The 23,120-nt window shown below is 67.3% G+C and carries 18 protein-coding genes; 13 read left to right on the top strand and 5 right to left on the bottom strand.

What is annotated here, in order from left to right; genetic code table 11:
- Positions 1–267 precede the first annotated feature (267 nt).
- The 7 genes from FB548_RS09790 to prpE all read left to right on the top strand — a co-directional run bounded on the left by FB548_RS09790 (position 268) and on the right by prpE (position 8,543).
- Positions 268–765 carry a peptidylprolyl isomerase gene (locus tag FB548_RS09790; RefSeq protein ID WP_056878840.1) on the top strand — a complete coding sequence of 166 codons (498 nt, stop codon included), beginning with the start codon at positions 268–270 and terminating at the stop codon, positions 763–765.
- A 53-nt stretch (positions 766–818) separates the two neighbouring features.
- Positions 819–1,601 carry a hypothetical protein gene (locus FB548_RS09785; RefSeq protein ID WP_142124580.1) on the top strand — a complete coding sequence of 261 codons (783 nt, stop codon included), beginning with the start codon at positions 819–821 and terminating at the stop codon, positions 1,599–1,601.
- Positions 1,602–1,730: 129 nt separating this feature from the next.
- Positions 1,731–2,933, top strand: coding sequence for a pyridoxal phosphate-dependent aminotransferase (locus FB548_RS09780; protein ID WP_142124579.1), 1,203 nt, complete (start codon positions 1,731–1,733; stop codon positions 2,931–2,933).
- A 79-nt stretch (positions 2,934–3,012) separates the two neighbouring features.
- Positions 3,013–3,999 (top strand): malate dehydrogenase, encoded by a 987-nt coding sequence (locus FB548_RS09775; protein WP_142124578.1) that lies wholly within the window; start codon positions 3,013–3,015, stop codon positions 3,997–3,999.
- Between the two features lie 91 nt (positions 4,000–4,090).
- Positions 4,091–5,071 (top strand): hypothetical protein, encoded by a 981-nt coding sequence (locus tag FB548_RS09770; protein WP_142124577.1) that lies wholly within the window; start codon positions 4,091–4,093, stop codon positions 5,069–5,071.
- A 181-nt stretch (positions 5,072–5,252) separates the two neighbouring features.
- Positions 5,253–6,557, top strand: coding sequence for a hypothetical protein (locus FB548_RS09765; protein ID WP_142124576.1), 1,305 nt, complete (start codon positions 5,253–5,255; stop codon positions 6,555–6,557).
- An 84-nt stretch (positions 6,558–6,641) separates the two neighbouring features.
- Positions 6,642–8,543, top strand: a complete 1,902-nt coding sequence (prpE, locus tag FB548_RS09760; protein WP_142124575.1) for a propionate--CoA ligase — start codon at positions 6,642–6,644, stop codon at positions 8,541–8,543.
- 4 nt (positions 8,544–8,547) lie between these two features.
- On the opposite strand, the gene FB548_RS09755 is transcribed toward prpE, so the two are convergent.
- Together FB548_RS09755 and FB548_RS09750 are read right to left on the bottom strand one after the other, a co-directional pair.
- Positions 8,548–9,951: a M14 family zinc carboxypeptidase gene (locus FB548_RS09755; RefSeq protein WP_142124574.1), complete on the bottom strand. Its 1,404-nt coding sequence runs from the start codon at positions 9,949–9,951 to the stop codon at positions 8,548–8,550.
- Between the two features lie 87 nt (positions 9,952–10,038).
- On the bottom strand, positions 10,039–11,265 hold the full coding sequence (locus FB548_RS09750; RefSeq protein ID WP_142124573.1) for a citrate synthase family protein: 1,227 nt from the start codon (positions 11,263–11,265) through the stop codon (positions 10,039–10,041).
- Between the two features lie 145 nt (positions 11,266–11,410).
- Here FB548_RS09750 and prpB point away from each other — a divergent pair, with 145 nt between their 5' ends.
- The 3 genes from prpB (at position 11,411) to FB548_RS09735 (ending at position 14,255) form a co-directional block, all read left to right on the top strand.
- Positions 11,411–12,295, top strand: coding sequence for a methylisocitrate lyase (prpB, locus tag FB548_RS09745; protein ID WP_142124572.1), 885 nt, complete (start codon positions 11,411–11,413; stop codon positions 12,293–12,295).
- Between the two features lie 15 nt (positions 12,296–12,310).
- Positions 12,311–13,465: a 2-methylcitrate synthase gene (gene prpC, locus FB548_RS09740; protein WP_142124571.1), complete on the top strand. Its 1,155-nt coding sequence runs from the start codon at positions 12,311–12,313 to the stop codon at positions 13,463–13,465.
- A gap of 292 nt (positions 13,466–13,757) precedes the next feature.
- Positions 13,758–14,255, top strand: coding sequence for a hypothetical protein (locus FB548_RS09735; protein ID WP_142124570.1), 498 nt, complete (start codon positions 13,758–13,760; stop codon positions 14,253–14,255).
- A 19-nt stretch (positions 14,256–14,274) separates the two neighbouring features.
- Here FB548_RS09735 and FB548_RS09730 read toward each other — a convergent pair whose 3' ends face one another.
- The 3 genes from FB548_RS09730 to FB548_RS09720 all read right to left on the bottom strand — a co-directional run bounded on the left by FB548_RS09730 (position 14,275) and on the right by FB548_RS09720 (position 18,022).
- Positions 14,275–14,886 carry a glutathione S-transferase N-terminal domain-containing protein gene (locus FB548_RS09730; RefSeq protein WP_142124569.1) on the bottom strand — a complete coding sequence of 204 codons (612 nt, stop codon included), beginning with the start codon at positions 14,884–14,886 and terminating at the stop codon, positions 14,275–14,277.
- A gap of 212 nt (positions 14,887–15,098) precedes the next feature.
- Positions 15,099–15,554, bottom strand: coding sequence for a cell wall hydrolase (locus tag FB548_RS09725; protein WP_142124568.1), 456 nt, complete (start codon positions 15,552–15,554; stop codon positions 15,099–15,101).
- Positions 15,555–15,985: 431 nt separating this feature from the next.
- The gene (locus FB548_RS09720) at positions 15,986–18,022 is read right to left on the bottom strand and encodes an NADPH-dependent 2,4-dienoyl-CoA reductase (protein ID WP_142124567.1); all 2,037 of its coding nucleotides are present in this window, start codon (positions 18,020–18,022) and stop codon (positions 15,986–15,988) included.
- Between the two features lie 190 nt (positions 18,023–18,212).
- On the opposite strand from FB548_RS09720, the gene FB548_RS09715 reads away from it, so the two are divergent.
- Genes FB548_RS09715 through FB548_RS09705 form a run of 3 tightly spaced genes read left to right on the top strand, consistent with a single transcriptional unit; the run spans position 18,213 to position 23,036 of the window.
- On the top strand, positions 18,213–19,532 hold the full coding sequence (locus FB548_RS09715) for a hypothetical protein (RefSeq protein WP_142124566.1): 1,320 nt from the start codon (positions 18,213–18,215) through the stop codon (positions 19,530–19,532).
- The gene (locus FB548_RS09710) at positions 19,529–20,236 is read left to right on the top strand and encodes a hypothetical protein (RefSeq protein ID WP_142124565.1); all 708 of its coding nucleotides are present in this window, start codon (positions 19,529–19,531) and stop codon (positions 20,234–20,236) included. Before FB548_RS09715 ends, FB548_RS09710 begins: the two co-directional genes overlap by 4 nt.
- A complete protein-coding gene (locus FB548_RS09705; RefSeq protein WP_142124564.1) occupies positions 20,229–23,036 on the top strand; it encodes an AAA family ATPase in 2,808 nt (935 codons plus the stop codon). Before FB548_RS09710 ends, FB548_RS09705 begins: the two co-directional genes overlap by 8 nt.
- The last annotated feature ends 84 nt before the right edge of the window (positions 23,037–23,120 follow it).

The raw sequence follows: 23,120 nt of genomic DNA, 5'->3' as shown, positions 1-23,120 counted from the left end.
ACCTGATTTATCGAAAAACGCCAGAATGAACGCCGCCGCCGGGGCCTGCCCTTGAAATCCCCGGCTGGCGCCGTGATCTGGCAACAGTGCCGGACCCGCACGATGGGGGCCGGCTTCATGCCTGGCAGCCCCGGTCGTCACTGACCGGGGCGCAGGCAAGGTGCCGCTGCGTCCTGTCCCCCGCCGCCCGATACGGAGCGCGCGCGGGGAAGGAAGACGCGGACGGTACCTTGCCGTTCCCTCATTTCACCCTTGGAGAACCGTTCCATGAGTCAGCTGACCGCCACTTTCGATACCTCGCGCGGCCCGATCACGATCGAGCTGTATCCCGACAAGGCCCCGCTGACGGTGGCCAACTTCGTCAATCTGGCCAAGCGGGGCTTCTACGACGGCCTGAATTTCCACCGCGTGATCCCCGATTTCATGATCCAGGGCGGATGCCCGGAGGGCTCCGGCCGCGGTGGTCCGGGCTACCGTTTCGAGGATGAGACCACCAACGGCGTGCGCCACGAGCGCGGCGTGCTGTCCATGGCCAATGCCGGCCCGAGCACCAACGGCAGCCAGTTCTTCATCACCCACGTGCCCACTCCGTGGCTGGACGGCAAACACACCGTGTTCGGCAAGGTTACGGAAGGCCTGGACGTGGTCGACGCGGTGAAGCAGGGTGACCTGATCACCAAGGTGACCATCGCCGGTGACGCCGATGCCGTGCTGGCCGCGAAGGCCGACCGCGTGGCGGAGTGGAACCGCGTCCTGTCGGCGTGATCGAATGAAGGGGCCGGTCCGGTACTGTCCCCTATCTCTTGCGGAGCATCACCATGAAGGACCATCGCCGGCGCCTGGCGCGCGTGGCCATGCTGCTGGCCCCCGTCCTGATGCTGGCGGCCTGCCGCCAGGACGCTGGCACTGATCCCGCCACCAGTGCGCCGGAAGCGACGCAGATCTCGGCGGAGGGCTTCCAGCAGAGCCTGGATGGCCTGTGGAGCACCGAGGAGAGCGAGGGTGACGATGCGGAAACGCTCTACCTCTTCGAATGGCAGGCGGACGATGGGTTGCGCGTGGTGCGTGACGGCGCCTGGCTCAATGGCAAGGTCGAGGATGTCGACCTGGACAACGGCACCCTGGCCCTGCACGTGACCTCGGACACCGGGCCGAGCGAAACCGTCACGGTACGCAAGGTGCCGGACGACACCACGGAAGGCGCCTTCACCCTGCGCATCACCTGGGGCGGCGGACAGACCGAAACCCTGGGGTTCGTGCGCCGCCTGACCGCGCGTGACCGCGAGGGCGTCGCCGAGGCGATCCGTGCCGTGAGCCAGCAGGATCCGGCCGGTGGGACGTGCGAGACCGATGCGCCGGCAGGTAGCGTGCGTGCCGCCCTGGTCTGCGGACAGGAGGAGTTCGGCGCGCTGGACGCCGGCATGCGCGCGCAGTTCAAGGAGCTGGCGGACCGCTACCCTGATGGCGACCGCACGGTCGAGGCGGCGACCCGGCAACTGGATGCCTGTGACTCCCCCGCGTGCCTGCGCGCGGCCTATGCGCAGTGGCGGGCCTATTTCGACGAAAACTACGACCTCGGCGACGTCGTGGACTATCAATGACCGCGTGGCCGTGAACCGCTCGGTCTAGACCATGGGCTAGTCGGTCGCAGCGGGGTGGCGTGATACCATTTTGCGCCGCAAAAAAAGACGGCGGCGACCCTCCCTGACCTTTCCACGCGAGGTTGTGCAATGCCCCTGCTTGCCCGGCGCATCGGTCGCGCCAAGCCAAGTGCGATCATGGCGGTGGCCGAAAAGGCCAAGAAGCTGAAGGCCGAAGGCCGCGACATCATCAGCTTTTCGATCGGCGTTCCCAATTTCCTGCCCGGCGACCACGTCTACCAGGCCGCGCGCGACGCGTTGGCGAAGGACTCCGGCCAGTACGGCAGCAACCGCGGCACCGACGCGCTGCTGGACGCGTTCCTGCAGCACATCGAGGCACTGGGCCTGACCGGCTACACGCGCGCCAACGTATCCACCGGCATCGGCGCCAAGCACATCCTGTACAACCTGGCCGAGTCGCTGCTGGACGAAGGCGACACCATCGTCTATCCGTCGCCGTACTGGACCACCTACGCCGACATCGCCGACATCGTCAACGCGAAGGCGGTGCCGCTGCCGTGTCCGGCCAGCCAGGACTACAAGCTGACTCCGGCGCAGCTGGACCAAGCGCTGGCGACGCACACGCCCAAGGTGTTCCTGTTCAACAACCCGTCCAACCCGACGGGCATGGTCTACACGCGCGAGGAAGTCGCCGCGCTCGCCGACGTGCTGGCGAAGTATCCGGACACCTGGATCATCACCGACGACATCTACAACCGCATGCTGTTCGACGGACTGGCGTACACCAACTTCGTGCAGGCGCGGCCGGAACTGCGCGACCGCACCGTGTTCGTCGACTCGCTGTCCAAGACCTACGGCATGCCGGGCTGGCGCGTCGGCTTCATGGCCGGTCCGGAAGTGGTCGCCAGGGCGCTGACCACGATGAACTCCAACCACATCACCAACGTGCCGGAAGTCGTCACCGCCGCGGCCATCGCCGCGCTGACCGGTCCGCAGGACGTGCCTGTGGCGAAGAACGCCGAGTTCCAGGCCAAGCGCGACCAGGTGCTCGCCGCGATGAATGCGATTCCCGGCGTGGTCTGCCCGCGTCCGCAGGGCGCCTTCTACGTGTTCCCCGACATCAGCTGCGCGTTCGGCAAGTCGCACAACGGCGTGAAGATCGAGAATGACGTCGACTTCTGCAATGCGCTGCTCGACGCCAAGGGCGTGGCCTGCGTGCCGGGTTCGGCGTTCGGCGAGCCACGCGCGCTGCGCATCAGCTACACCTGCCCGACGCCGCAACTCGCACCAGGCCTGCAGCGTTTCCAGGAATTCTTCGCCGAGTTGAAGTAACCGTTGCGTGGGCCTTGGCCCACCCTTTCCCCACGCGGCGGGCCTGGGCCCGCCCTACGTAACCCCGAGGATCCGCACCATGAAAACCCCCGTCCGTGTTGCCGTCACCGGCGCTGCTGGCCAGATCGGCTACGCGCTGCTGTTCCGCATCGCCTCCGGCGAAATGCTGGGCAAGGACCAGCCGGTCATCCTGCAATTGCTGGAACTGCCGCTGGAAAAGGCTCAGGCTGCGCTGAAGGGCGTGATCATGGAGCTGGAAGACTGCGCGTTCCCGCTGCTGGCCGGCGTCGTCGGCACCGACGATCCGGAGGTCGCGTTCAAGGACGTCGACGTGGCCCTGCTGGTCGGCGCGCGTCCGCGCGGTCCTGGCATGGAGCGCAAGGACCTGCTGCTGGAGAACGCCAAGATCTTCACCGCCCAGGGCGCCGCGCTGAACAAGGTCGCCAGCCGCAACGTCAAGGTGCTGGTGGTCGGCAACCCGGCCAACACCAATGCCTACATCGCGATGAAGTCCGCGCCGGACCTGCCGTCGAAGAACTTCACCGCCATGCTGCGCCTGGACCACAACCGCGCGCTGTCGCAGCTGGCCAACAAGGCCGGCGTCGCGGTCGGCGACATCGACAAGCTGGTCGTGTGGGGCAACCACAGCCCGACCATGTACCCCGACTACCGCTTCGCGACTGTCAACGGCCAGTCGCTGAAGGACAAGATCAACGACGCCGACTGGAACGCCAATACCTTCATCCCGCAGGTAGGCAAGCGCGGCGCCGCGATCATCGAGGCGCGTGGCCTGTCCTCGGCGGCGTCGGCCGCCAACGCGGCCATCGACCACGTGCGCGACTGGGTGCTGGGCAGCAACGGCAAGTGGGTGACGATGGGCATCCCGTCCGATGGCAGCTACGGCATCCCGGAAGGCGTGATGTTCGGCTTCGCCGTCACCACCGAGAACGGCGAGTACACCATGGTGAAGGACCTGCCGGTCGACGCCTTCAGCCAGGCCGCCATCGACAAGACGCTGGGCGAACTGGAAGAAGAGCGCAGCGGCGTTGCGCACTTGCTGGGCTGATCGTCCCGGCATGGTGTACAAGAAGCGCCGGGGACACCGGCGCTTTTTTTTTGCCCTGCGTGGGGGCGGCGACCGTAGACAGGGGGTAAGCATGATCGTTCCGCAGTACTGGGCCGAAGGGCGATTGCAGCATCGCTCGAAAGGCAGGCAGGTCACCGTGCGCCGCTTCGGCTGGTCGGACCTCAGTCAGCAGGATGCGCAGGCGCTCGCCGACGCACGAACGCGTGAAGCGTTCGAGCGGGTGTTGGCCGGCGAACCGCTGCCGCGCCGTGAAGACAAGCGTCCTTACAACGGTGCGGTGGGCGTACCGATCCGCGAGGAGATCATCGCGCGCGAAGGCGACAGCGTGATCACACGAAATTCCTATGGCGCGCTCTGCCTCAACACGCAGAATGCCCTGTTCGTGGACATCGACTTTGATGATCCACGGCCGGATGCGTCGCTGAAGCGTAAGGTCCGATCGCCGCTGCTGGCCCTGGCGATCATCGCTGGCCTGCTCGCCGGCTCCTGGTGGGTGGGCATAGTCGCCGTCGTCGTGTCGATGGTAGCCGCAGGCGCGATGATCCGCCGCCTGCACGCCGCTCGCATGCGCCGCGACGGCGGTCCGGAAGCATGGGCGAACGCGCGCGTGGAGGCATTCGCCGACGCTCATCCCGACTGGTGCCTGCGGCAGTACCGCACGCCGGCCGGGTTCCGCATGCTGGCCATGCACCGCGCCTTCGATCCCGCCGATCCCGAGGTCGAGGCCTGCTTCACCGCGCTGAAGACCGATCCCCTGTATGCGCTGATGTGCGTGCGCCAGCACTGTTTCCGTGCACGCGTGAGCCCCAAGCCATGGCGCATCGGCATTGCCAGGCATCTGCGGCCGCGCCCTGGAACTTGGCCTATCAAGCCCGAGCGCATGGCCGAACGCCGGCAATGGGTGGCGGACTATGAACTGCGTTCGGAGGGTTTCGCTGCGTGCCGCTATGTCCGCACGCTGGGAGAAGCGCGCACGGATGCGCGTGTCGAGGCCGTGCGCGCGTTGCACGACCGGCTGTGTCGCGCCGACAGCGGGTTGCCACTGGCGTGATCCGATGACCTCCCACGAGCGGCTATGAGGAAAGAACCCCTGCGGCGAAGGTAAGAGCGCTGTGCAGGATCATGCTGCGGTCCGGTTGACGCATCCCAATATCAAACCGCTTCTTGCACATGCTGGCCACCTCGCCGCTCGTCCTCGGTTCCGGTGACGACCTGCGTTAGGATCGCTGTAGATGGCAGATCAACGATCGGGTGGCATGGACATGGTGGAACCAAACGGACCGCACTACCGCTGGGCTTGGCTGACATTGGCGGGAGTGCAGGCGTTGCTGCTGGCCGGCATCGGCGTCGCGCTGGCCGCATGGTGGTGGCCCGAGCCGCACAGCGACTGGGCATATTACTGGCAGTCGGCTGGGCGACCGGAGGCCTACGTGCGTGGCGGACTGGGCTTGTGGCTGCTTGCGCTGCCCAAGGCGTTCGGTCTTTCGCCGGTGGCGGCGTCGTTGGTGATCAACATCCCCTCGGCCTTGTGGCTGCTGTTCCTCGGCTATCGACTGGATGGCGGGCAATGGAAGATCCTTGCCCAACTGGTGGCGCTGTACCTGCTGTTGATCACGCCATTCGCTGGGATCGTGCAACTCGACCTGGTGGCCGCTGCCGCGCTAGGTACGGCGTTCTGGCTATTGGCGGATGCCGGACTCAGGCTGGCGTCTGGCTGGCGCTCCGGCCTAGCTGTGGCCTGCATCATGTTCGCCGTGTCGACCAAGCCGCAGTACGCGCTCGTGCTGTGGGCGCTGCTGGTGTTGACGATTCCGGTTGCATGGCTGCTGCGCCGGTCCCTATCGCCCGGCTTCCAGCGCGTGCTACTGGTGCTTCTCGCGGGCTCCGTGCTGGGTTTCGCGATGGACATGGTTATGCGCGTATCCAGTGGCAAGACGGAGCAGATCCGTACCAGTTCCGCCGTGACGTTGTACGGCGGCCTGCTGGTATCGAGCGACCAGCGTTCCCAAGGGTGCGGTTACTGGTCGGTTGAAGCGGCACGGGCAGCGAAGGAGGATCTGCACAAGTCGTTGTCGAAGGCTGTGATGGATCGTCTGCAGGCGCAGCCCATCGAACACTGGCTGTCGGTGGTGCGCTGCAAGGCGCCAGAGATCCTGAGTCCGCCCCCGTATGCACTGTACTGGCTGATCGAGTCGCCGAATATCCGTGCACGCATCGACGACCGTCCTGATCGCGAGCAGATCAACGCGCGCTACTACCGGGCGCTGGGAGCAGAGCGCAAGGTTTACGGGTGGGCGCGTGGCCTGATCATTCTTGCCTGTCTCTGGACTGCCCTCCTGCTGCTCAGGAAGAGAGATCCACTGGGCGCCTTACCCGTGCTGTGGCTGGTGGGCTTCTGGAGCGTGCACGTGGTATTTGAGGTGCAGGGGAGGTATTTCCTCGGCCTGTTCGTACTCGCTCCGCTGCTATGCGCCGCCGTCACGCGGCTCGCAGTCGTACCTGCTGCGACAAACGGTCGCGTGGGAGCCGCTTCCTGAGCTCTGTCGTGCGACCAAGGTAGAACGGTCGCCGCCAGGACGGAGGACTATGCTCCTCCCAGTCGCGGCATCTGGGAGCATCGCATGGCATACGAAGACGTCTACCGGCGCTCGATCGAGCAGCCCGAGGCCTTCTGGGGCGAGGAGGCGAAGGCGATCCATTGGCAGGTGCCGCCGCGGCAGATCCTCGACTATTCCAATCCACCTTTCCGACGCTGGTTTGTCGGCGGGCAGACCAATCTCTGCTACAACGCAGTGGACCGGCATCTTGCCGAGCGTGGCGACCAGCTGGCGCTGGTGGCGGTGTCCACCGAAACCGATGTCACGCGGGAACTGACCTATCGCGAACTGCATCGCGAAGTGAATGCGTTCGCCGCCGTGCTCAAGAGGCTCGATGTAGGCCGCGGCGACCGCGTGGTCATCTACATGCCCAACATGGCCGAGGCTGTGTTCGCGATGCTTGCCTGCGCACGCATCGGCGCGGTGCATTCGGTGGTGTTCGGGGGGTTCGCTGCGCACAACCTGGCGCTTCGTATTGATGATGCGCAGCCCAAACTGCTGATTGCCGCGGATGCCGGCAGCCGCGGCGGCAAGGTCATCCCGTACAAGCCGCTGGTGGACGAGGCCTGCGCGAAGGCGGCCACGCCGCCAGCCAAGGTTTTGATCGTCTCGCGCGGGCTGGATGCGGCCGAACCGAAAGTGGCGGGCCGCGATGAAGACTACGCTACGCTGCGCACCGAGGTCGGCGATGTCGGCGTGCCGGTGGAATGGCTGGAATCTAACGAGCCCAGCTATCTGCTCTACACCTCCGGCACAACGGGCAAGCCCAAGGGCGTGCAGCGCGATGTCGGCGGCTATGCCGTGGCCATGGCGCTGTCGATGCGCACCGTGTTCGACGTGGGGCCGGGGCAGGTGATGTTCTCGACCTCCGATGTCGGCTGGGCCGTCGGGCATTCCTACAACGTGTACGGTCCGCTGATCGTTGGTGCGACGTCGGTGCTGTACGAAGGCCTGCCGACCGCCCCGGATGCTGGCATCTGGTGGGCGTTGTGCGAACAGTACGGCGTGCGCACCATGTTCTCGTCGCCGACAGCGGTGCGTGTGCTGAAGAAGCACGACATCGACTTCATCAGGCGCCACGATCTATCCGAACTGAAGTACCTGTTCCTCGCGGGCGAACCGCTGGACGAACCCACTGCACACTGGATCACCGACGCGATCGGCAAACCGGTGATCGACAATTACTGGCAGACCGAAACCGGCTGGCCGGCGCTGACCCTGCTGCCGGGGCTGGACATGAAACCGGTGCGGTTCGGCTCACCCGGTTTCCCCAACCTCGGTTACCGGATGAAGGTGATCGACGAGGCGACCGGGGAAGAAGTGGGTCCGGGGCAGAAGGGCGTGCTGGTCATGCAGCCACCGCTGCCGCCGGGCTGCATGACGACGATCTGGAATGACGACGCGCGCTTCCTCTCCAGCTACTTCAGCCATTTCAAGGAACTGCTGTACAGCTCGCTGGACTGGGCGATCCGCGACGAGGACGGCTACACCTTCATCCTCGGGCGCACCGATGATGTCATCAACGTGGCCGGGCACCGCCTGGGTACGCGCGAGATCGAGGAGTCCGTGTCAGGATTCCCCGCGGTCGCGGAAGCGGCCGTCATCGGCGTGGCCGATGAACTGAAAGGGCAGGTGCCGGTGGTGTTCGCCACATTGCGGCAGGCGACCGATGAACCGCACGAGCGGGTGCAGGCCGCCGACGGCATGCGACGCACGGTCGAGCAGAGCTTGGGGGCGGTCGCGCGGCCGGCGCGGGTCTACATCGTCAATGCCCTGCCGAAGACGCGCTCCGGCAAGCTGCTGCGGCGCTCGTTGCAGGCGCTGGCGCAGGGTGCTGATCCCGGCGATCTTTCCACGCTGGATGATCCGAACGCGCTGGAAGAAGTGAGACGCGCACTGCTGCGCGGGCCCGACGTGGGCGGCTGATCCGTCAGTGCGTTGGTAAAGGAGTCTTCGGATCCACGCTGCCGTCCAGCGTCCACACTACGTCGCGGCCCTGCGGATCGCGGCTCAACACGAACCGTGCGCTGGCGCCGGGCGTGAGCGGAGGGGGCGACCGGGGCTCGTCGTTGTCGCCGTCGTCGTTCGCTTCGATCACCGTGCGCTCGCCCTCGCGCCCCGGCAGCGGCACGATGAACAGTCCGCGCGCATCGATGCTGCGGCGCGCCTTCTTCGCGCCCAGGTCACCCACATCGGCGACGGCGCCGTCTGTTTCGGCCAGCGGATTGCGGAAGTTCACCAGCACGTCGGCGCGCGTCGGCGGTTGGCCCGGCACGGACAGCGTGCCGCCGCGTACCAGCAGGTCAGGCCACACGTCGCCGTTCTCCGGCAGCTCGCGGTACAGCGCGTGCGGCACGCCGGCGTGGCTGCCGGTGGCGATGCTGTCCAGCGCGGCCACCAGGCCGAGGAAATAGAGCTTGCGCAGGCGCTGCTTCTGCACATCGCCCTCGATGCCGCCGGCTTCGATCAGCACCGTGCTGGCTCCCCACTGCGTGGTGAGATCGCCGAACGCGCGCGGGTCGAAGGTTTCGTCCCAGCGCGCGATGTGGCCGGCGAGGTAGGGCTCCAGCGCGGTGCGGATCACGCCCGCCACTTCGATGGCGCGCGTACGCACGTCGTTCACGTCGGCGGCGTGGTTGTACGGCGGCGACAACAATGCGATGGCGGTGCCGCGGTCGGAGTCGCCGGCGCGGTAGCCGACGCGCTGGTCGTGCAGGTTGAAGCCGTACATCGGCTTCACCTTGTCGTACAGCGCCTTCAGCGTACGCGCTTCAGGCGTCGCCAGCATACGCGCATCGCGGTTGAGGTCGATGCCCTGCACGTTGCGGCGCTGGAATCGCGCGGCACCGTCCGGGTTGACGATGGGAAAGAAGTGCAGCGTGGTGTTCGCCCGCAGCGCTTGCACGAGCGGATCGTCCGGGTGTTCGCCGAGGAAGCGGAACAGGTCCGCCAATGCCATCGATGCGGTGCTCTCGTCGCCATGCATCTGCGACCACAGCAGGACCGACGTCCGGCCCGTGCCCCAGCGCACATGGCGCAGCGGACGGTCCTCCACGCTGCGGCCGATTTCTTCGATGCGGAACCCGCGCTTGCGCTCCAGCAATGGCGTGGCGACCGACCACCAGTGCTCCGCGCTGAACGTTCGGTCGTCCAGGCCGGCCGCACGCAGGCCAGCGTCGTACCTCGCGTCGATGTCGGACAACCACGCGGGCGGCGACGGTATCGGCGTCGATGCGGGCGCGATGGCGGGCGCGTTGGCGTTGTCGGTGTTCCGGGCGATGGTGGTGGGGGTCATCATCGTCAGCAGCAGGCACAGGGCCAGGGGAAGGCGCATTGCGGCAGCGGGAAGCGAATGGGCCCGCGCAGGGTCACCATATGCGTCGGCGATGTCAAACGCATGCCGGCGGGCGAGGGGAGCGCATCATGTTGATGTCGCCGATGGGGTAATGCCGGTGTAGCGCGCGCGCGGGCGGATCAGGCGGCCCTGCGCCTGTTGTTCCAGCGCGTGCGCGAGCCAGCCTGCCAAGCGTCCTGCGGCGAACATCACCAGCGCCGGTGTTGCTGGCAGCCGGTTGAGGTGGCAGATCGCGGCGAGCATGAAATCGATGTTCGGCCGCAGGCCGCTGATCTCCTCGGTGGCAACGATCAGCGTCTCCAGTGCGGCCATCTCGCGCGTGCCGGCATGCCTGTCGCGTGCGCGCGCCAGCAGTTCCGCGCCCCGTGGATCACCTTGCGGGTACAGCGCGTGGCCGAAGCCGGGCAGGTCGTCGCCGCGCTGCCAGCGTTGCGCGATGAAGCCGCGCGGCGACTTGGCCTGCTGCGCATCGGCGATGAGGGCATAGGCGCGTGTCGTCGCGCCGCCGTGGCGCGGCCCGGACAACGCCGCCAGGCCGCTGCAGACCGTGGCATGCAGGTGCGCGCCGGTGGAGGCCACCACGCGCGCGGCGAAGGCGGACACGTTGAGTTCGTGGTCGGCGCACACCACCAGCGCGGCGCGCACCAGTTCGGCGAATCCGTCGTCGCCCGGACGCCACGCTCCCGCGAGCACGCGGTGCACCGGCGCATCGGACGGCGGCTCCGCGACCAGCAGCGCCGCACTGTGGCGCAACAGTCCGGCCGCGATCTCGTGGCGCACGCGTGGGGCGGAGCTGAAGGAGTGGCGCACGTCCAGCGCGAGCAGCGGGATGGCGGCCATCGCCCGCTCCAGCGGCGGCAGCGAGGCGTCGGTGGCGAGCGGCGCCACCACCGGCGGCCACTGCGTCAATGACGGGATGGCGAAGGGATCGTCTTCACCACCGTCCCATAGTTGCCGTGCCACGTCTTCCAGCGTGGCGCCTTCCTGGACCATCGCGATCGCCGAGCGGCCACGGTAGTAGGGCCCATCGGCCCTGATCAGCGAAATGCGCGTTTCCAGCACCGGCAGGCCCCGATCCAGGCTTTGCGCCGCGCCACGGGCCGCGCCGCGGCCCACCTGCTTGCGCTGCGCCAGCCGCTCCACGTCCTGCAGCAGGTACAAGCGGCTGCGATGGTCCTTGCCGGGGCGCGACTCCAGCAGCCCGCGGCTGACGTATGCATACAGCGTGGCCTGGCTGATGCCGAGCAGGCGGCAGGTCTCGCGAGCGGACAGCAGGTCGGTGGAGGCGGCCATGTGGAAATATTGATTCGTTCGATCAAGATTGATCAACCTTGGGGATGGTGCCAGATTTGCGTCCCGAAGAGGGGCGTACCCTTCACGCACCTCCGGTCCCGGCCTTCCGCCGGGTCCGCTCGCTGACCGAGAGGAGTCACGTCGCATGAGCATCCCGTCCGCAGGCGCGAAATTCCGCGCCGCGCTCGCCACCGAATCGCCGCTGCAGGTGATCGGTGCGATCAACGCCAATCACGCGCTGCTGGCCAAGCGCGCCGGCTACAAGGCGATCTACCTGTCCGGCGGCGGCGTCGCCGCCGGATCGCTGGGTCTGCCGGACCTGGGCATCAACACGCTGGAAGACGTGCTGATCGACGTGCGCCGCATCACCGACGTCTGCGACCTGCCGCTGATGGTCGACATCGATACCGGCTTCGGCCCCAGCGCGTTCAACATCGAGCGCACCGTGAAGTCGTTGATCAAGGCCGGCGCCGCCGCCTGCCACATCGAGGACCAGGTCGGCGCCAAGCGCTGCGGCCATCGCCCGGGCAAGGAAATCGTGTCGGCCGGCGAAATGGTCGACCGCGTGAAGGCGGCCGCCGATGCGAAGACCGATCCGGATTTCTTCCTGATCGCGCGCACCGACGCCATCCAGGTCGAAGGCGTGGATGCCGCCATCGAGCGCGCCATCGCCTGCGTCGAGGCAGGTGCCGACGGTATCTTCGCCGAGGCCGCCTACGACCTGCCCACCTATCAGCGCTTCGTCGATGCGGTGAAGGTGCCGGTATTGGCCAACATCACCGAGTTCGGCAAGACGCCCCTGTTCACCCGCGAGGAGCTGGCCTCGGTCGGCGTGGCGATCCAGCTGTATCCACTGTCGGCGTTCCGCGCGATGAACAAGGCCGCCGAGAACGTGTACGAAGCGATCCGCCGCGACGGTCACCAGAAGAACGTGGTCGACAGCATGCAGACCCGCGAGGAACTGTACGACCGCATCGGTTACCACGCCTTCGAGCAGAAGCTCGATGCCCTGTTTTCCGCAAAGAAGTGACGTAGGGAGTCCATCATGAGCGAAACCACACCCGCACCCGGCTTCAAGCCGAAGAAATCCGTCGCCCTGTCCGGCACCGCCGCGGGCAATACCGCGCTGTGCACGGTCGGCCGCAGCGGCAACGACCTGCACTACCGCGGCTACGACATCCTCGATATCGCCACGACCAGCGAGTTCGAGGAGATCGCCCACCTGCTGGTGCACGGCAAGTTGCCCAACCGCGCCGAACTGGCGGCGTACAAGGCCAAGCTGAAGGCGCTGCGCGGCATCCCGGCGGCGGTGAAGGCCGCGCTGGAGGAACTGCCGCCGTCCGCGCACCCGATGGACGTGATGCGCACCGGCGTGTCCGTGCTGGGCTGCGTGTCGCCGGAGAAGGAGGACCACAACCATCCGGGCGCGCGCGACATCGCCGACAAGCTGATGGCCTCGCTCGGCTCGATGCTGCTGTACTGGTACCACTGGAGCCACAACGGCCGCGCCATCGACGTGGAAACCGACGACGACTCCATCGGCGGTCACTTCCTGCACCTGCTGCACGGCGAGAAGCCCAGGGACAGCTGGGTGCGCGCGATGCACACCTCGCTGATCCTGTACGCCGAGCACGAATTCAACGCCTCCACCTTTACCTGCCGCGTCATCGCCGGCACGGGTAGCGACATGCATTCGGCCATCGTGGGCGGCATCGGCGCGCTGCGCGGCCCGAAGCACGGTGGTGCGAACGAGGTGGCCTTCGAAGTGCAGAAGCGCTACGAGTCGCCCGACGAAGCGGAAGCCGACATCAAGGCGCGCGTGGAGCGCAAGGAAGTCGTGATCGGCTTCGGTCATCCGGTCTACACCGTCGGCGACCCGCGCAACGAAGTCATCAAGCAGGTGGCGAAGGACCTGTCGGCCGAGCAGTCGAACATGAAGATGTACGACATCGCCGAACGGCTGGAGTCGGTGATGTGGGACATCAAGAAGATGTTTCCCAACCTGGACTGGTTCAGCGCGGTCAGCTACCACATGATGGGCGTGCCGACGGCGATGTTTACGCCGCTGTTCGTGATCGCGCGCACCAGCGGCTGGAGCGCGCACGTCATCGAGCAGCGCATCGACGGCAAGATCATCCGCCCGAGTGCCAACTACACGGGTCCTGAGGATCTGGAATTCGTTCCACTGGACCAGCGCTGATCGAGGCCGAACCCGCGTGTCACCCACTTCCCCTCTCCCGCTTGCGGGAGAGGGGAAAGGGTGAGGGCCTTTTTTGCGCCGGCCCGGAAGACCTGGCCTTCGTGCCGATCTACCAGCGCTGAGGCAATCCGGCGCGCAAGGCGGGGCCGTTTCGACGAAGGTCGGGCGGCCCCGTGTCGTTTGTGTGACCCGTGTGGCAGCCGGGAACAGGCCTGCCGGGTTACTACTTGCGGTCGCAAGGGGTGCGTCGCAGCAAGCGGGAGGGGCCCGCCGCGCGGCGCTGGGGGACGCCATGCAGACCATGTGGTGCAAGACCGAGGCAGGACGCAACGAAATCCAGCAGCGCACGCGCAAGCTGCCGGCGGGGTTGCGTTCCATCCTGTTGCTGGTGGATGGCCAGCGCAACGACGAAGAGCTGCGCGCGATGATGAGCGGGCTGCATGCGCCCGACGACGCGCTGCAGCAGTTGGCAGCCGACGGATTGATCGAGCGGCGCTCGGGTGCAGCATCACTGCTGGCCGCCGTTGCCGCGCCGAAGGCCGGCGACGGAGTGCAGGCGACGACGATGACATCCGCCGAGCGCTACAACCTGCTCTATGCGCGGATCACCGACGACATCCGTTCGCACATCGGGCTGAAGGGCTACTTCCTGCAGCTGAAGGTCGAGCGCTGCGCCGACGCCGACGAACTGGCCGCACTGCTGCCCGACGTGGCCACGGCGCTGACGAAGGCACGCGACCACACCTTCGCCACGCGCTGGCTGGAGGATGTGCGCGCATCGATGGCCTGACGCGCGCGCCGCCTGAAAGTCACGCCAGGCCTTCGGCCTTCAAGACGGCCTGCACGCCGGCATCGGCGTCCATCCGTTGTTTGAACGCCGCGATGTTGGGCAGGTCCTTCAGGTCCACGCCGGTGCGCTCGGCCCAGCGCAGCGTGATGTAGAAGTAGGGATCGGCGAAGCTGCGGAAGCCGGCCAGCCAGTCGCGTCCTTCCAGCTGTTTCTCCGCGCTTTCGAACAAGCCCCGCAAGCGCTTGCGTGCCGCGTGCTTTACCTCGTCGAATCGTGCCTCGTCGCCGATGAAGCGCGCGGGCCCGAACAGCGGATGGAAGGCCGGGTGCAGATCGGAATTGACGAACGACAGCCAGCGCGCAGCCTGCGCACGCTGCTGCGGCGAGCCATCGCCGGCGAGGTGTGCCTGCGGATAGGTGTCGGCGATGTACCCCATGATCGCGGCGTTCTGGGTCAGCACGAAGTCGCCATCGACGATCGCCGGCACCGCGCCGGTGGGATTGATCGCCAGGTAGGCCGGTTCTTTCATCTCGGCGGCCGTCATCACCTGCACCTCGAACGGCTGGCCGGTCCATTGCAGCGCGATGTGGTCGGCGGTCGAGCACGCGCCGGGCTTGGTGTAAAGCTTCATGGTGTTTCCGTGGAAAAGAAAAGGCCCGCGATTATCGCGGGCCTCGGATGCTTGCAGCGTGGTGTGGGGTGCAACGGATCGTCGCGTTCGATGTGATGTATCGCGGAGGTCAGCCCTCTCCCGGAGGGAGAGGCGAAGTAGGTGCCATTGCGGGTACGGTTTCGGCGAGCAGAGCGACGCGTTGATGAGTGACGCTTCGAAAGCGTCTGTTTTCAGGAGCGGGGCTTGAGCTTCTGCACACGCAGGAACGTGTGATCACCGATAGTGGCCACGTGGTAGGCGTTGCGCCAGCTCGGGCTGGCGATCTGGTGCGCCATGAAGTGGCTGGCGCCCGGCACGATCTCCTTGCGCTGGCCGGGCGGCAGGGCCCAGTTGCGCTCGGCGTTCAGGGCCACGCTGACCGACCTGGCCCAGGCGTCCGGATTCTTCAGGCGGGTGTTCGGGCCCACGATGGTCGGGGCGAACTGCTTGCGGGCGGTGACCACGGAGCAGACGGAATCGCCCCACAGGCCGCTGTCGCGGCGGCGCAGGGCGACCTCGGCGACGGCCTGCTGGCCGCGGAGGGTCTGGTCGCGGGCTTCCAGGTACACGGTGGTGCTGAGGCAAAGCGAATCGGCGGCCGGCTGCGGCAACATCTGCGACAGCCATAAGATCCAGGCCAGTTTCATGGGAACTCCTTGCTCCGTCTTTCCCGCGCCCCTGCCTCTCCCGTTACGCAGGGAAGGACATCTGTGGGACAGCGGCTAGGGCGTCATGGGGAGGCAGCCTTCACACGGGCTGCCCGGGGACCGGCAAGGCCGGACCAGAGGGGTCCGAGCGCCGGGCTCAACCCGCCTGAGACTGGTCGGCGGGCCGGAAAGTGGGCGCAAGGTAGGCGGGGGAGACCCAACTCGGCCTGAACGGGTCGGCTTGACGGAAAGGGGGGCGGTCTGGCTGGAAATGTGCCTGGCGTCGCACAAAGCGGCGGTCCGGTGGCCCGTAATTTTCCCCAGAGACATCGTAGAGCGGAGCTTGCTCCGCTGCTTTTGCGCCGGACGTTTTCTGCAGCTCGGACGTCGTGGAGTCGAGAAAACTCGACTCTATGGTTAACGGGGCGCGTCTACAGACCGGCGGCCAGCCGGCTGCCCTGGTCAATCGCGCGCTTGGCATCCAGTTCGGCGGCCACGTCGGCACCACCGATCAGGTGGGGCGCCTTGCCGGCCGCGACGAGGCCGGCCTGCAAGTCCCGGCGCGGCTCCTGGCCGGCGCAGACCACCACATGGTCCACCGGCAGCAGGTGCTCCGCGCCGTCCGCCTTGATGCGCAGGCCTGCGTCGTCCACGCCCAGGTACTCCACACCGCCCAGCATCTTTACCTGCTTGGCCTTCAGCGTGGCCCGATGGACCCAGCCGCTGGTCTTGCCCAGTCGCGCGCCGGGCTTGCCGGGGCTGCGCTGCAGCAGCCAGACCTCGCGGACCGGCGGTTCCGGCTGCGGCTTCACCAAGCTGCCGCGGGCCTCGAAGGTCGGGTCCACGCCCCATTCGACCATCCAGCGGGCCGGGTCCAGCGAGGGCGAGTGGCCTTCGTGGGTCAGGTACTCGGCCACGTCGAAGCCGATGCCGCCGGCGCCAATCAGCGCGGCGCGTGCGCCTACCGTCACCCGGCCGGACAGCACGTCCACATAGCTGACCACCTTGGCGTGGTCCGAGCCTGGGAACGCCACCTTGCGTGGCGTGATGCCGGTGGCCAGCACAATCTCGTCGAAGCCGGCCAGGTCGGCCGCCATGACCGGCGTCGACAGTTTCACATCCACGCGCGTTTCCTCGAGCCGGTGACGGAAGTAGCGCAAGGTCTCGTGGAATTCCTCCTTGCCCGGAATCCGCTTGGCGTAGTTGAACTGGCCACCAATCTCGCCGGCCGCATCGAACAGGGTCACCCGGTGGCCGCGCTCGGCGGCGACCGTCGCGCAGGCCAGGCCGGCAGGACCGGCGCCGACCACGGCGACGGTCTTCGGCGCGAAGGTCTTCTGATAGGTCAGGTCCGTCTCGTGGCATGCGCGCGGGTTGACCAGGCAGCTGGCCAGCTTGTTCTCGAACACGTGGTCCAGGCAGGCCTGGTTGCAGGCGATGCAGGTGTTGATGGCCTGCGGCGTTCCGACGCGCGCCTTGGCCGCCCACTGCGGATCAGCCAGCAGCGGGCGCGCCAGCGAGACCATGTCCGCCTTGCCGGCGGCGAGGATGCCTTCGGCCACGTCCGGCATGTTGATGCGATTGGTCGCCACCAGCGGCACGCGCACATGCGGCTTGAGCTTGGCGGTCACGTCCACGAAGGCCGCGCGCGGCACCGAGGTGACGATGGTGGGCACGCGCGCCTCGTGCCAGCCGATGCCGGAATTGATGATGGTCGCGCCGGCCGCTTCGACGGCCTTCGCCTGCTGGACGATCTCGTCCCACTGGTTGCCTTCCTCCACCAGGTCCAGCAGCGACAAGCGGTAGATGATGATGAAGTCGGGACCGACGGCCTCGCGCACGCGCCGCACGATCTCCACCGCGAAGCGCATGCGCTTCTCCGGCGTCCCACCCCAGGCGTCATCGCGCTTGTTGGTGCGCAGCGCGGTGAACTCGTTGATGAAATAGCCTTCCGAACCCATGATCTCCACGCCGTCGTAGCCGGCGTCGCGCGCCAGCTTCGCCGCGTTGGCATAAGCGTTGATCTGGCGCTCGATGCCGCGCGCCGACAGAGCGCGCGGGGTGAACGGATTGATCGGCGCCTTCAGTTTCGACGGTGCGACCGTCAGCGGGTGGTAGCCGTAGCGGCCGGCATGCAGCAACTGGGCGCAGATCTTGGCGCCGTGTTCGTGCACGGCCTTGGTCACGAACTTGTGCGGCCGCGCCTCCCAGGGCCACGACAGCTTGCCGCCGAACGGCTTCAACCAGCCCACCAGGTTGGGCGAAAAGCCACCGGTGACGATCAGGCCCACGCCGCCGGCCGCCCGCTCGGCGAAGTACGCAGCCAGGCGCGGGAAATCCCTCGCCCGGTCCTCCAGTCCCGTGTGCATCGAGCCCATCAGCACGCGGTTGCGGATCGTGGTGAAGCCCAGGTCCAGCGGGGTGAACAGGTGGGGGTAGGGCGATGGGGCGTTGGCGATCGGCATCATGCGGGCGATAGATACGCTTGCGTATGGAATAGGTAACGATGCCGCGACAGGGCGCCCGGCGCAAGACGGCGCGGGCCGGGCCACGACCGGCATCCGTGGCGCGAAGCAGGGCACAGACCCGGCCGGCTTGCAAGAGTTGTCCGACGCCAGCGGCTCGGGGACCATGGGCGCCCCAGGTTCCCGGCCCTTCATGGATACCGCCTCACCCCCCCTGCACGACTACCTGCGCGCCGGCTTCGCCGCCGTGGACCTGCCGGACCTCCATCCCCTGCTCGGTGCCCGCGACCTGTTGCGGGCCTTCTCCACGCTGTTCCATGGCGGCGAGGAGAGCGTCATGGTGCGCCTGCTGGTCCTGCGCACCCTTGGCGAGCGCGGTGAGGCGCCAGACTGGTCGCCGCAGGAATTGCGCGACCAGTTCGCCTATCTGGATCCGGTCAAATTCGACACCGTGCTCGGCCGCCTGCGCGAAAACGACCTGCTGCTATGGGACGGTGCCAGCCAGCGCTATCGGATCAGCCCGATCGGTCGTCAGGCATTGGCCTCGATCGGCCTACTGTTGCAGTTCAACCGCGAAGGCGACGAGCTCGCCTACGTCACCGCGCAGCTCGCCGCAGGCCAGGCCATGGGTCGGGTGGGCGCCGACGACCTGCAACATCTGTTGTCCCGGTTGAATGAACTGCGCGAGGACTTCGACCAGGCCGTACTGAGCGGATCCGAACACCGTATCCAGCGGGCCGCCGATACGCTGCAGTCGGTCTGGCAGTGGGTGGAGAAGGGCACCGAATTGATCCGCGACATCGCCGCCGACGGCGAACTGGACATTGCCACCCACCGCGTCGCCCAGCAGATCGGCCGCGCGCAGAGCGCGTTGCTGCGACAGGCGTCGGTGTTCCAGCGTGCGCTCAACCAGCTCGACCGCCATCGCGTGCACCTCGGTGCGAGCGGGCTGTCCTCGTCCGACGTCAACCGGTACCTGCGCGCGCTGGATGCCCAGGCGCTGGCGACACTGGCCGACGACGTGCTCATGCGTGTGCCCCAGCCGGTATTCGCACTGGGCCCGATCGCGCTTGACGTAGCCGAGTACGAACTGGTCGAACGCGAACGCGCCGCGCAGGATGAAACTTCGCTGCCACCATCGCAGGCGGCGCCGGTGGACATGCAGGTGCCCGTGGCGCAGAACGAGTATCGGCATGCCGAGCAATGGTTCGACCAGTTGGCCGCCCTCGAGGCCGAGGCGCCGTTGTCGGACTGGGTGCCGCAGGATGGCTTCGCCCTCAGCGCGTATCGCCTGTCCCTGCTCGGCCTGATCGGCGACGCCGGCGCGGAGAACCGTCATGGCATCACGGCTTCGCTGGCGCAGCTGCCGATGCAGTGGCACGTAGGCACCGAAATCGAATCCGTCCAGCGTGCCGGCGTGGCTTACATGAGCCGTGGCCGGCTGCTGCCGCAGACTCCCGAGGTGCCGGCAAAGCCCGGGCCTCTCCGCAACAAGAAAGCCCGCACCGCATGAACGACCCCATCGCTTCCCTGATCGCACGGCTGCTGGCAGAGCGCTGGCTGCCGCGCGAGGACCGCGCCATCCGCCAGGTGCTGGTCGACGCCGAACTGCGCGACGACCTTGATCGCCGCCTCGCCGCCGCCGGCCTGCGCCTGCTTGAGCATCCCTATGCGGCGCATGTCGCCGTCGGCGTCGCGCGCGCGCAGGAGAGCGATGTCTACGGCCATGGTGACGCCTGGGCCGCCAGCAACCTCTCGCTGGGGCGCGACACGGTCGCGCTGCTGGTCGTGCTGTGGGCGCTGCTGGTGCTGCCCAAGCGCCAGCGCCAGATCGCGCGGCAGGAAGGCGAGCGCCAGCATGAGCAGGAGCAGATGTTCGCCGAGCTCAAGCCGGTGCCGGTGGGCGCCGAGCTGGTCGAGCCGCTCAACGAACGCACGCTGCTGGCCGATTTCGCCGACAAGCTCGGCGGCAAGGGCCGGCTGCAGATGAATCTCGGTACGCTTCAGCGGCACGGTTTCATCGTGCGCCGCCGCGAGCGAATCCATGAAGGGCCGCTGCTCGACCTGGCGTTCGATTACGAGCGCGTCGCCAGCCGCGTGATGGACGGGGCGCTCGCGCAGGTGATCGAAGAGGCGCGTGCCTCGCAGGCGAATGCGCCCGCGGCGCCGCTGGACGAGAGTGTCGACGAAGTGAACGAGGAGCAGGCCGATGTTTGAGTTCCGCAGCCTGGAAGTCGTCCACTGGGACTACTGGCAGCGCTACACGCTGCCGCTGGATGCCTCCATCATCACCGTCGTCGGCCCGAACGGCTCCGGCAAGACCACGCTGCTGGACGCACTGCGCACGCTGCTGGCGATCGACGACCGCGACATGGCGCGCGACTACAAGACCTACCTGCGCCACAACGGCAAGCCGTATGCCTGGTTGCGCGCGGTGGTGAGCAATCCGGTCGACCGGCGCGGAAAGCGCGCGTTCTTCCCGCACATGGACGAGCACGTGACCATCGCCTGCCGCATCCGCAAGCGTGGCGGCGACTGGTCGCGCGACTACCAGATCGTCGCGGGCGACGTGCCAGTGGAAACGCTTGACCAGGGCGGCGACTGGCTGGGCGTGCGCGACTATCGCGTGCGGCTGGCGGGCGCCGGCCTGAGCCGGGCTATCTGCCGCGTACTGACGCTTGAGCAGGGCGCCACCGACAAGCTCTGCCAGCTGTCGCCGCGCGAGCTGCTGCAATTGGTGTTCGATGTGTTCGAGGACAAGGCGGTCCTGGACGACTACCAGCGTGCCCGCAACGAACAGTTCGACGTGGAGAAGGAGATCGGCCAGCTGCAACAGGGTCTGGCGGAGCTGCATGTCAGGCTGGAGTCGTCGCGCGCGGATGTGCGGTCGTTCGAAGATGGGCTGTCCTTGCGTTCGCAGCGCAACCGCCTGCAGACCGAGATCGCGCCCAAGGTGGAGCTGGCCGACATGCGTGCCACCATCGAAGGCGCACGACCACGCCTGACCGGCCTGCGCCGCGCGCTGCGCGAGCGCGAACGCGCTCACGCAAACCTGCTTGGCCAGGAGGTGGCCGCACAGTTGCAACGGGATCGTGCCGCTGCCGAGCTGGTCGAGACGCGCGCGGAGCTCAGGCAGGCGGAAGCAGTCTTCACCCAGGCGCGTGATCATGCGCGCGATGCCGAGTCACTGGTGCGTCGCCACGACGAACTGGCGAAGCTGCAGGCCGAGCGCGGCGGTAACGACGTGGATGCCTTGAGTCGTGAGCTGGAAGATGGACGCCGTCGCCAAGCCGAACTGAAGCTGGAAGCCGAACGCGATCGCCAGCGCAGTGGTGAGATCGCTGCCCAGGTCGGCGCGCTCAGCGGCGGCGGCCGGTTGGTCGAACCGTTCGAGCGCGAGTTCCGCGCGGCACTGGATCGCCAGGGCATCGCACATCGCGTGCTCACCGAGCTGGTCGATGTCGTGGAAGCGGACTGGGCGGTCGCGGTGGAAGCCGTGCTTGCACCCTACCGTCACCTGGTGCTGCTGGATCACCCTAAGGACGCCCGCGAGGCCTGGCGGCTTGGCGAGCAGATGCAGTATCGCCATTTCGTGGTCGCCGATCGTGCGCCGGTGGAGAAGGCGACGAAGGGCTCGTTGCTGGAGGTCGTGCGGTTCTCCGATGACCCGCCGGCATGGTTGCCCCGGCATCTCGACCGCATCCAGCGCGTTGCCGATGTGGAGGCCGGCCATCGCCTGCCGAAGGGCCAGGACTGGATCACGGCCAAGGGCTACTTGCGCGAGCAGCGGGGCGCTCGTCATGTCGGCGGTGGTGCGCATCATTTCGGTGCCGGTGCACGGCAGGCGCAGCTCGCGTCGTTGCGTTCGGAACACGCGATGCTGCAGGACCGTGCGCAGGTGCGCGAGGACGCACTGGCGGCATTGCGCAAGCAACTCGACGCCGCGCAGTCGCGCCTGCTGGGGCTGGATGCCGGGCAGGAACTGGTGACGCGTGCGGCGGAGTTCGCCGATGCCGTCGAGCGCCTGCCCGCGCTCGCGGAGGCGGCGGCCGCGGCAGGGGCTTCGCTTGCCGAGGCGCGTGCACGCCTGGACGCCCTGGAAACACAGGACAAGGTCGAGGGCATCGCGGCGGCCAGCCGTGCCGGCGAGATCAAGGCGCTGGCGACGGAGGTGCGTGAGCGTGCTCAGCAGATCGACCAAGAGCGCATGGCGCTGGCGCAGCGGATTCTCGATTACCGTCGTCGCCGTGCCCAGATGCCAGTCGCGTGGCGCAGCGTATCGGCGCTGCGTGCAGCGCGCGAGGAGTACGAAAGCGCCGGTGCGGTCCGTCGCGAACTGGAGCGGATCGAAGAGCGCATCGCGCGCGGGGGCTACGTGGAGGATGAAGGTTGCGTTGCGTTGCGCGACAAGTTCGCCGCCGACCACGCCGGGCTGGAAGCCGCCATCGGTAAGCGCGAGGCGCACCTGCATCGCGCACGCCGCCTGACCGAGGAGGCGCGCGGCGCGTACATCAACGTGCTGCGTGCCACGGTGCGCCGCTACAAGCGCAATCTGGCGGCACTCGGCGAGCTTGCCGGCATTGGCGTTGATGCCGAACTGCCCGAACTGGTGAACGAGGACACCGCGTTGGCGCAGGCCGGCCTGACCGTGCGCTTCGACTTTGACCGCAAGGGCTGGATCGGCCTGGACGACGGCGAGGCCTCGGGCGGACAGCAGGTGATGAAGTCACTGCTTCTGCTGGTGGGTTTGCTGCGTGATGAGGAGCAACCGGGCGGCTTCGTCTTCATCGACGAGCCGTTCGCGCATCTGGACGTGGCCAACATCGAGAAGGTCGGTCGCTTCCTTCGCTCGACCGATGCGCAGTACATCCTGACCACGCCGATCACGCACAACGTCAACGTGTTCGAGCCGTCCGACCTGGTGCTGGCTACCAGCAAGCGGCGCGCCGCCAGTACCTGGGCGGAGCCGGTCGCCGTGCTCAAGCGTGACCGCACTGGAGACGCAGCGGCTGCGTAGTCACGGGTGATGCTGTGGGAGCGACGTAAGTCGCGATAGGAAAGGTTGAGGTGCATGGATCTCCTCGCGCCCGTCGCGACTTAC

Source organism: Pseudoxanthomonas sp. 3HH-4 (assembly GCF_006716465.1).
Lineage (GTDB): Bacteria > Pseudomonadota > Gammaproteobacteria > Xanthomonadales > Xanthomonadaceae > Pseudoxanthomonas_A.
Note: the sequence above shows the minus strand (reverse complement) of the source record. Positions and strands in the feature narration are given on the sequence as shown.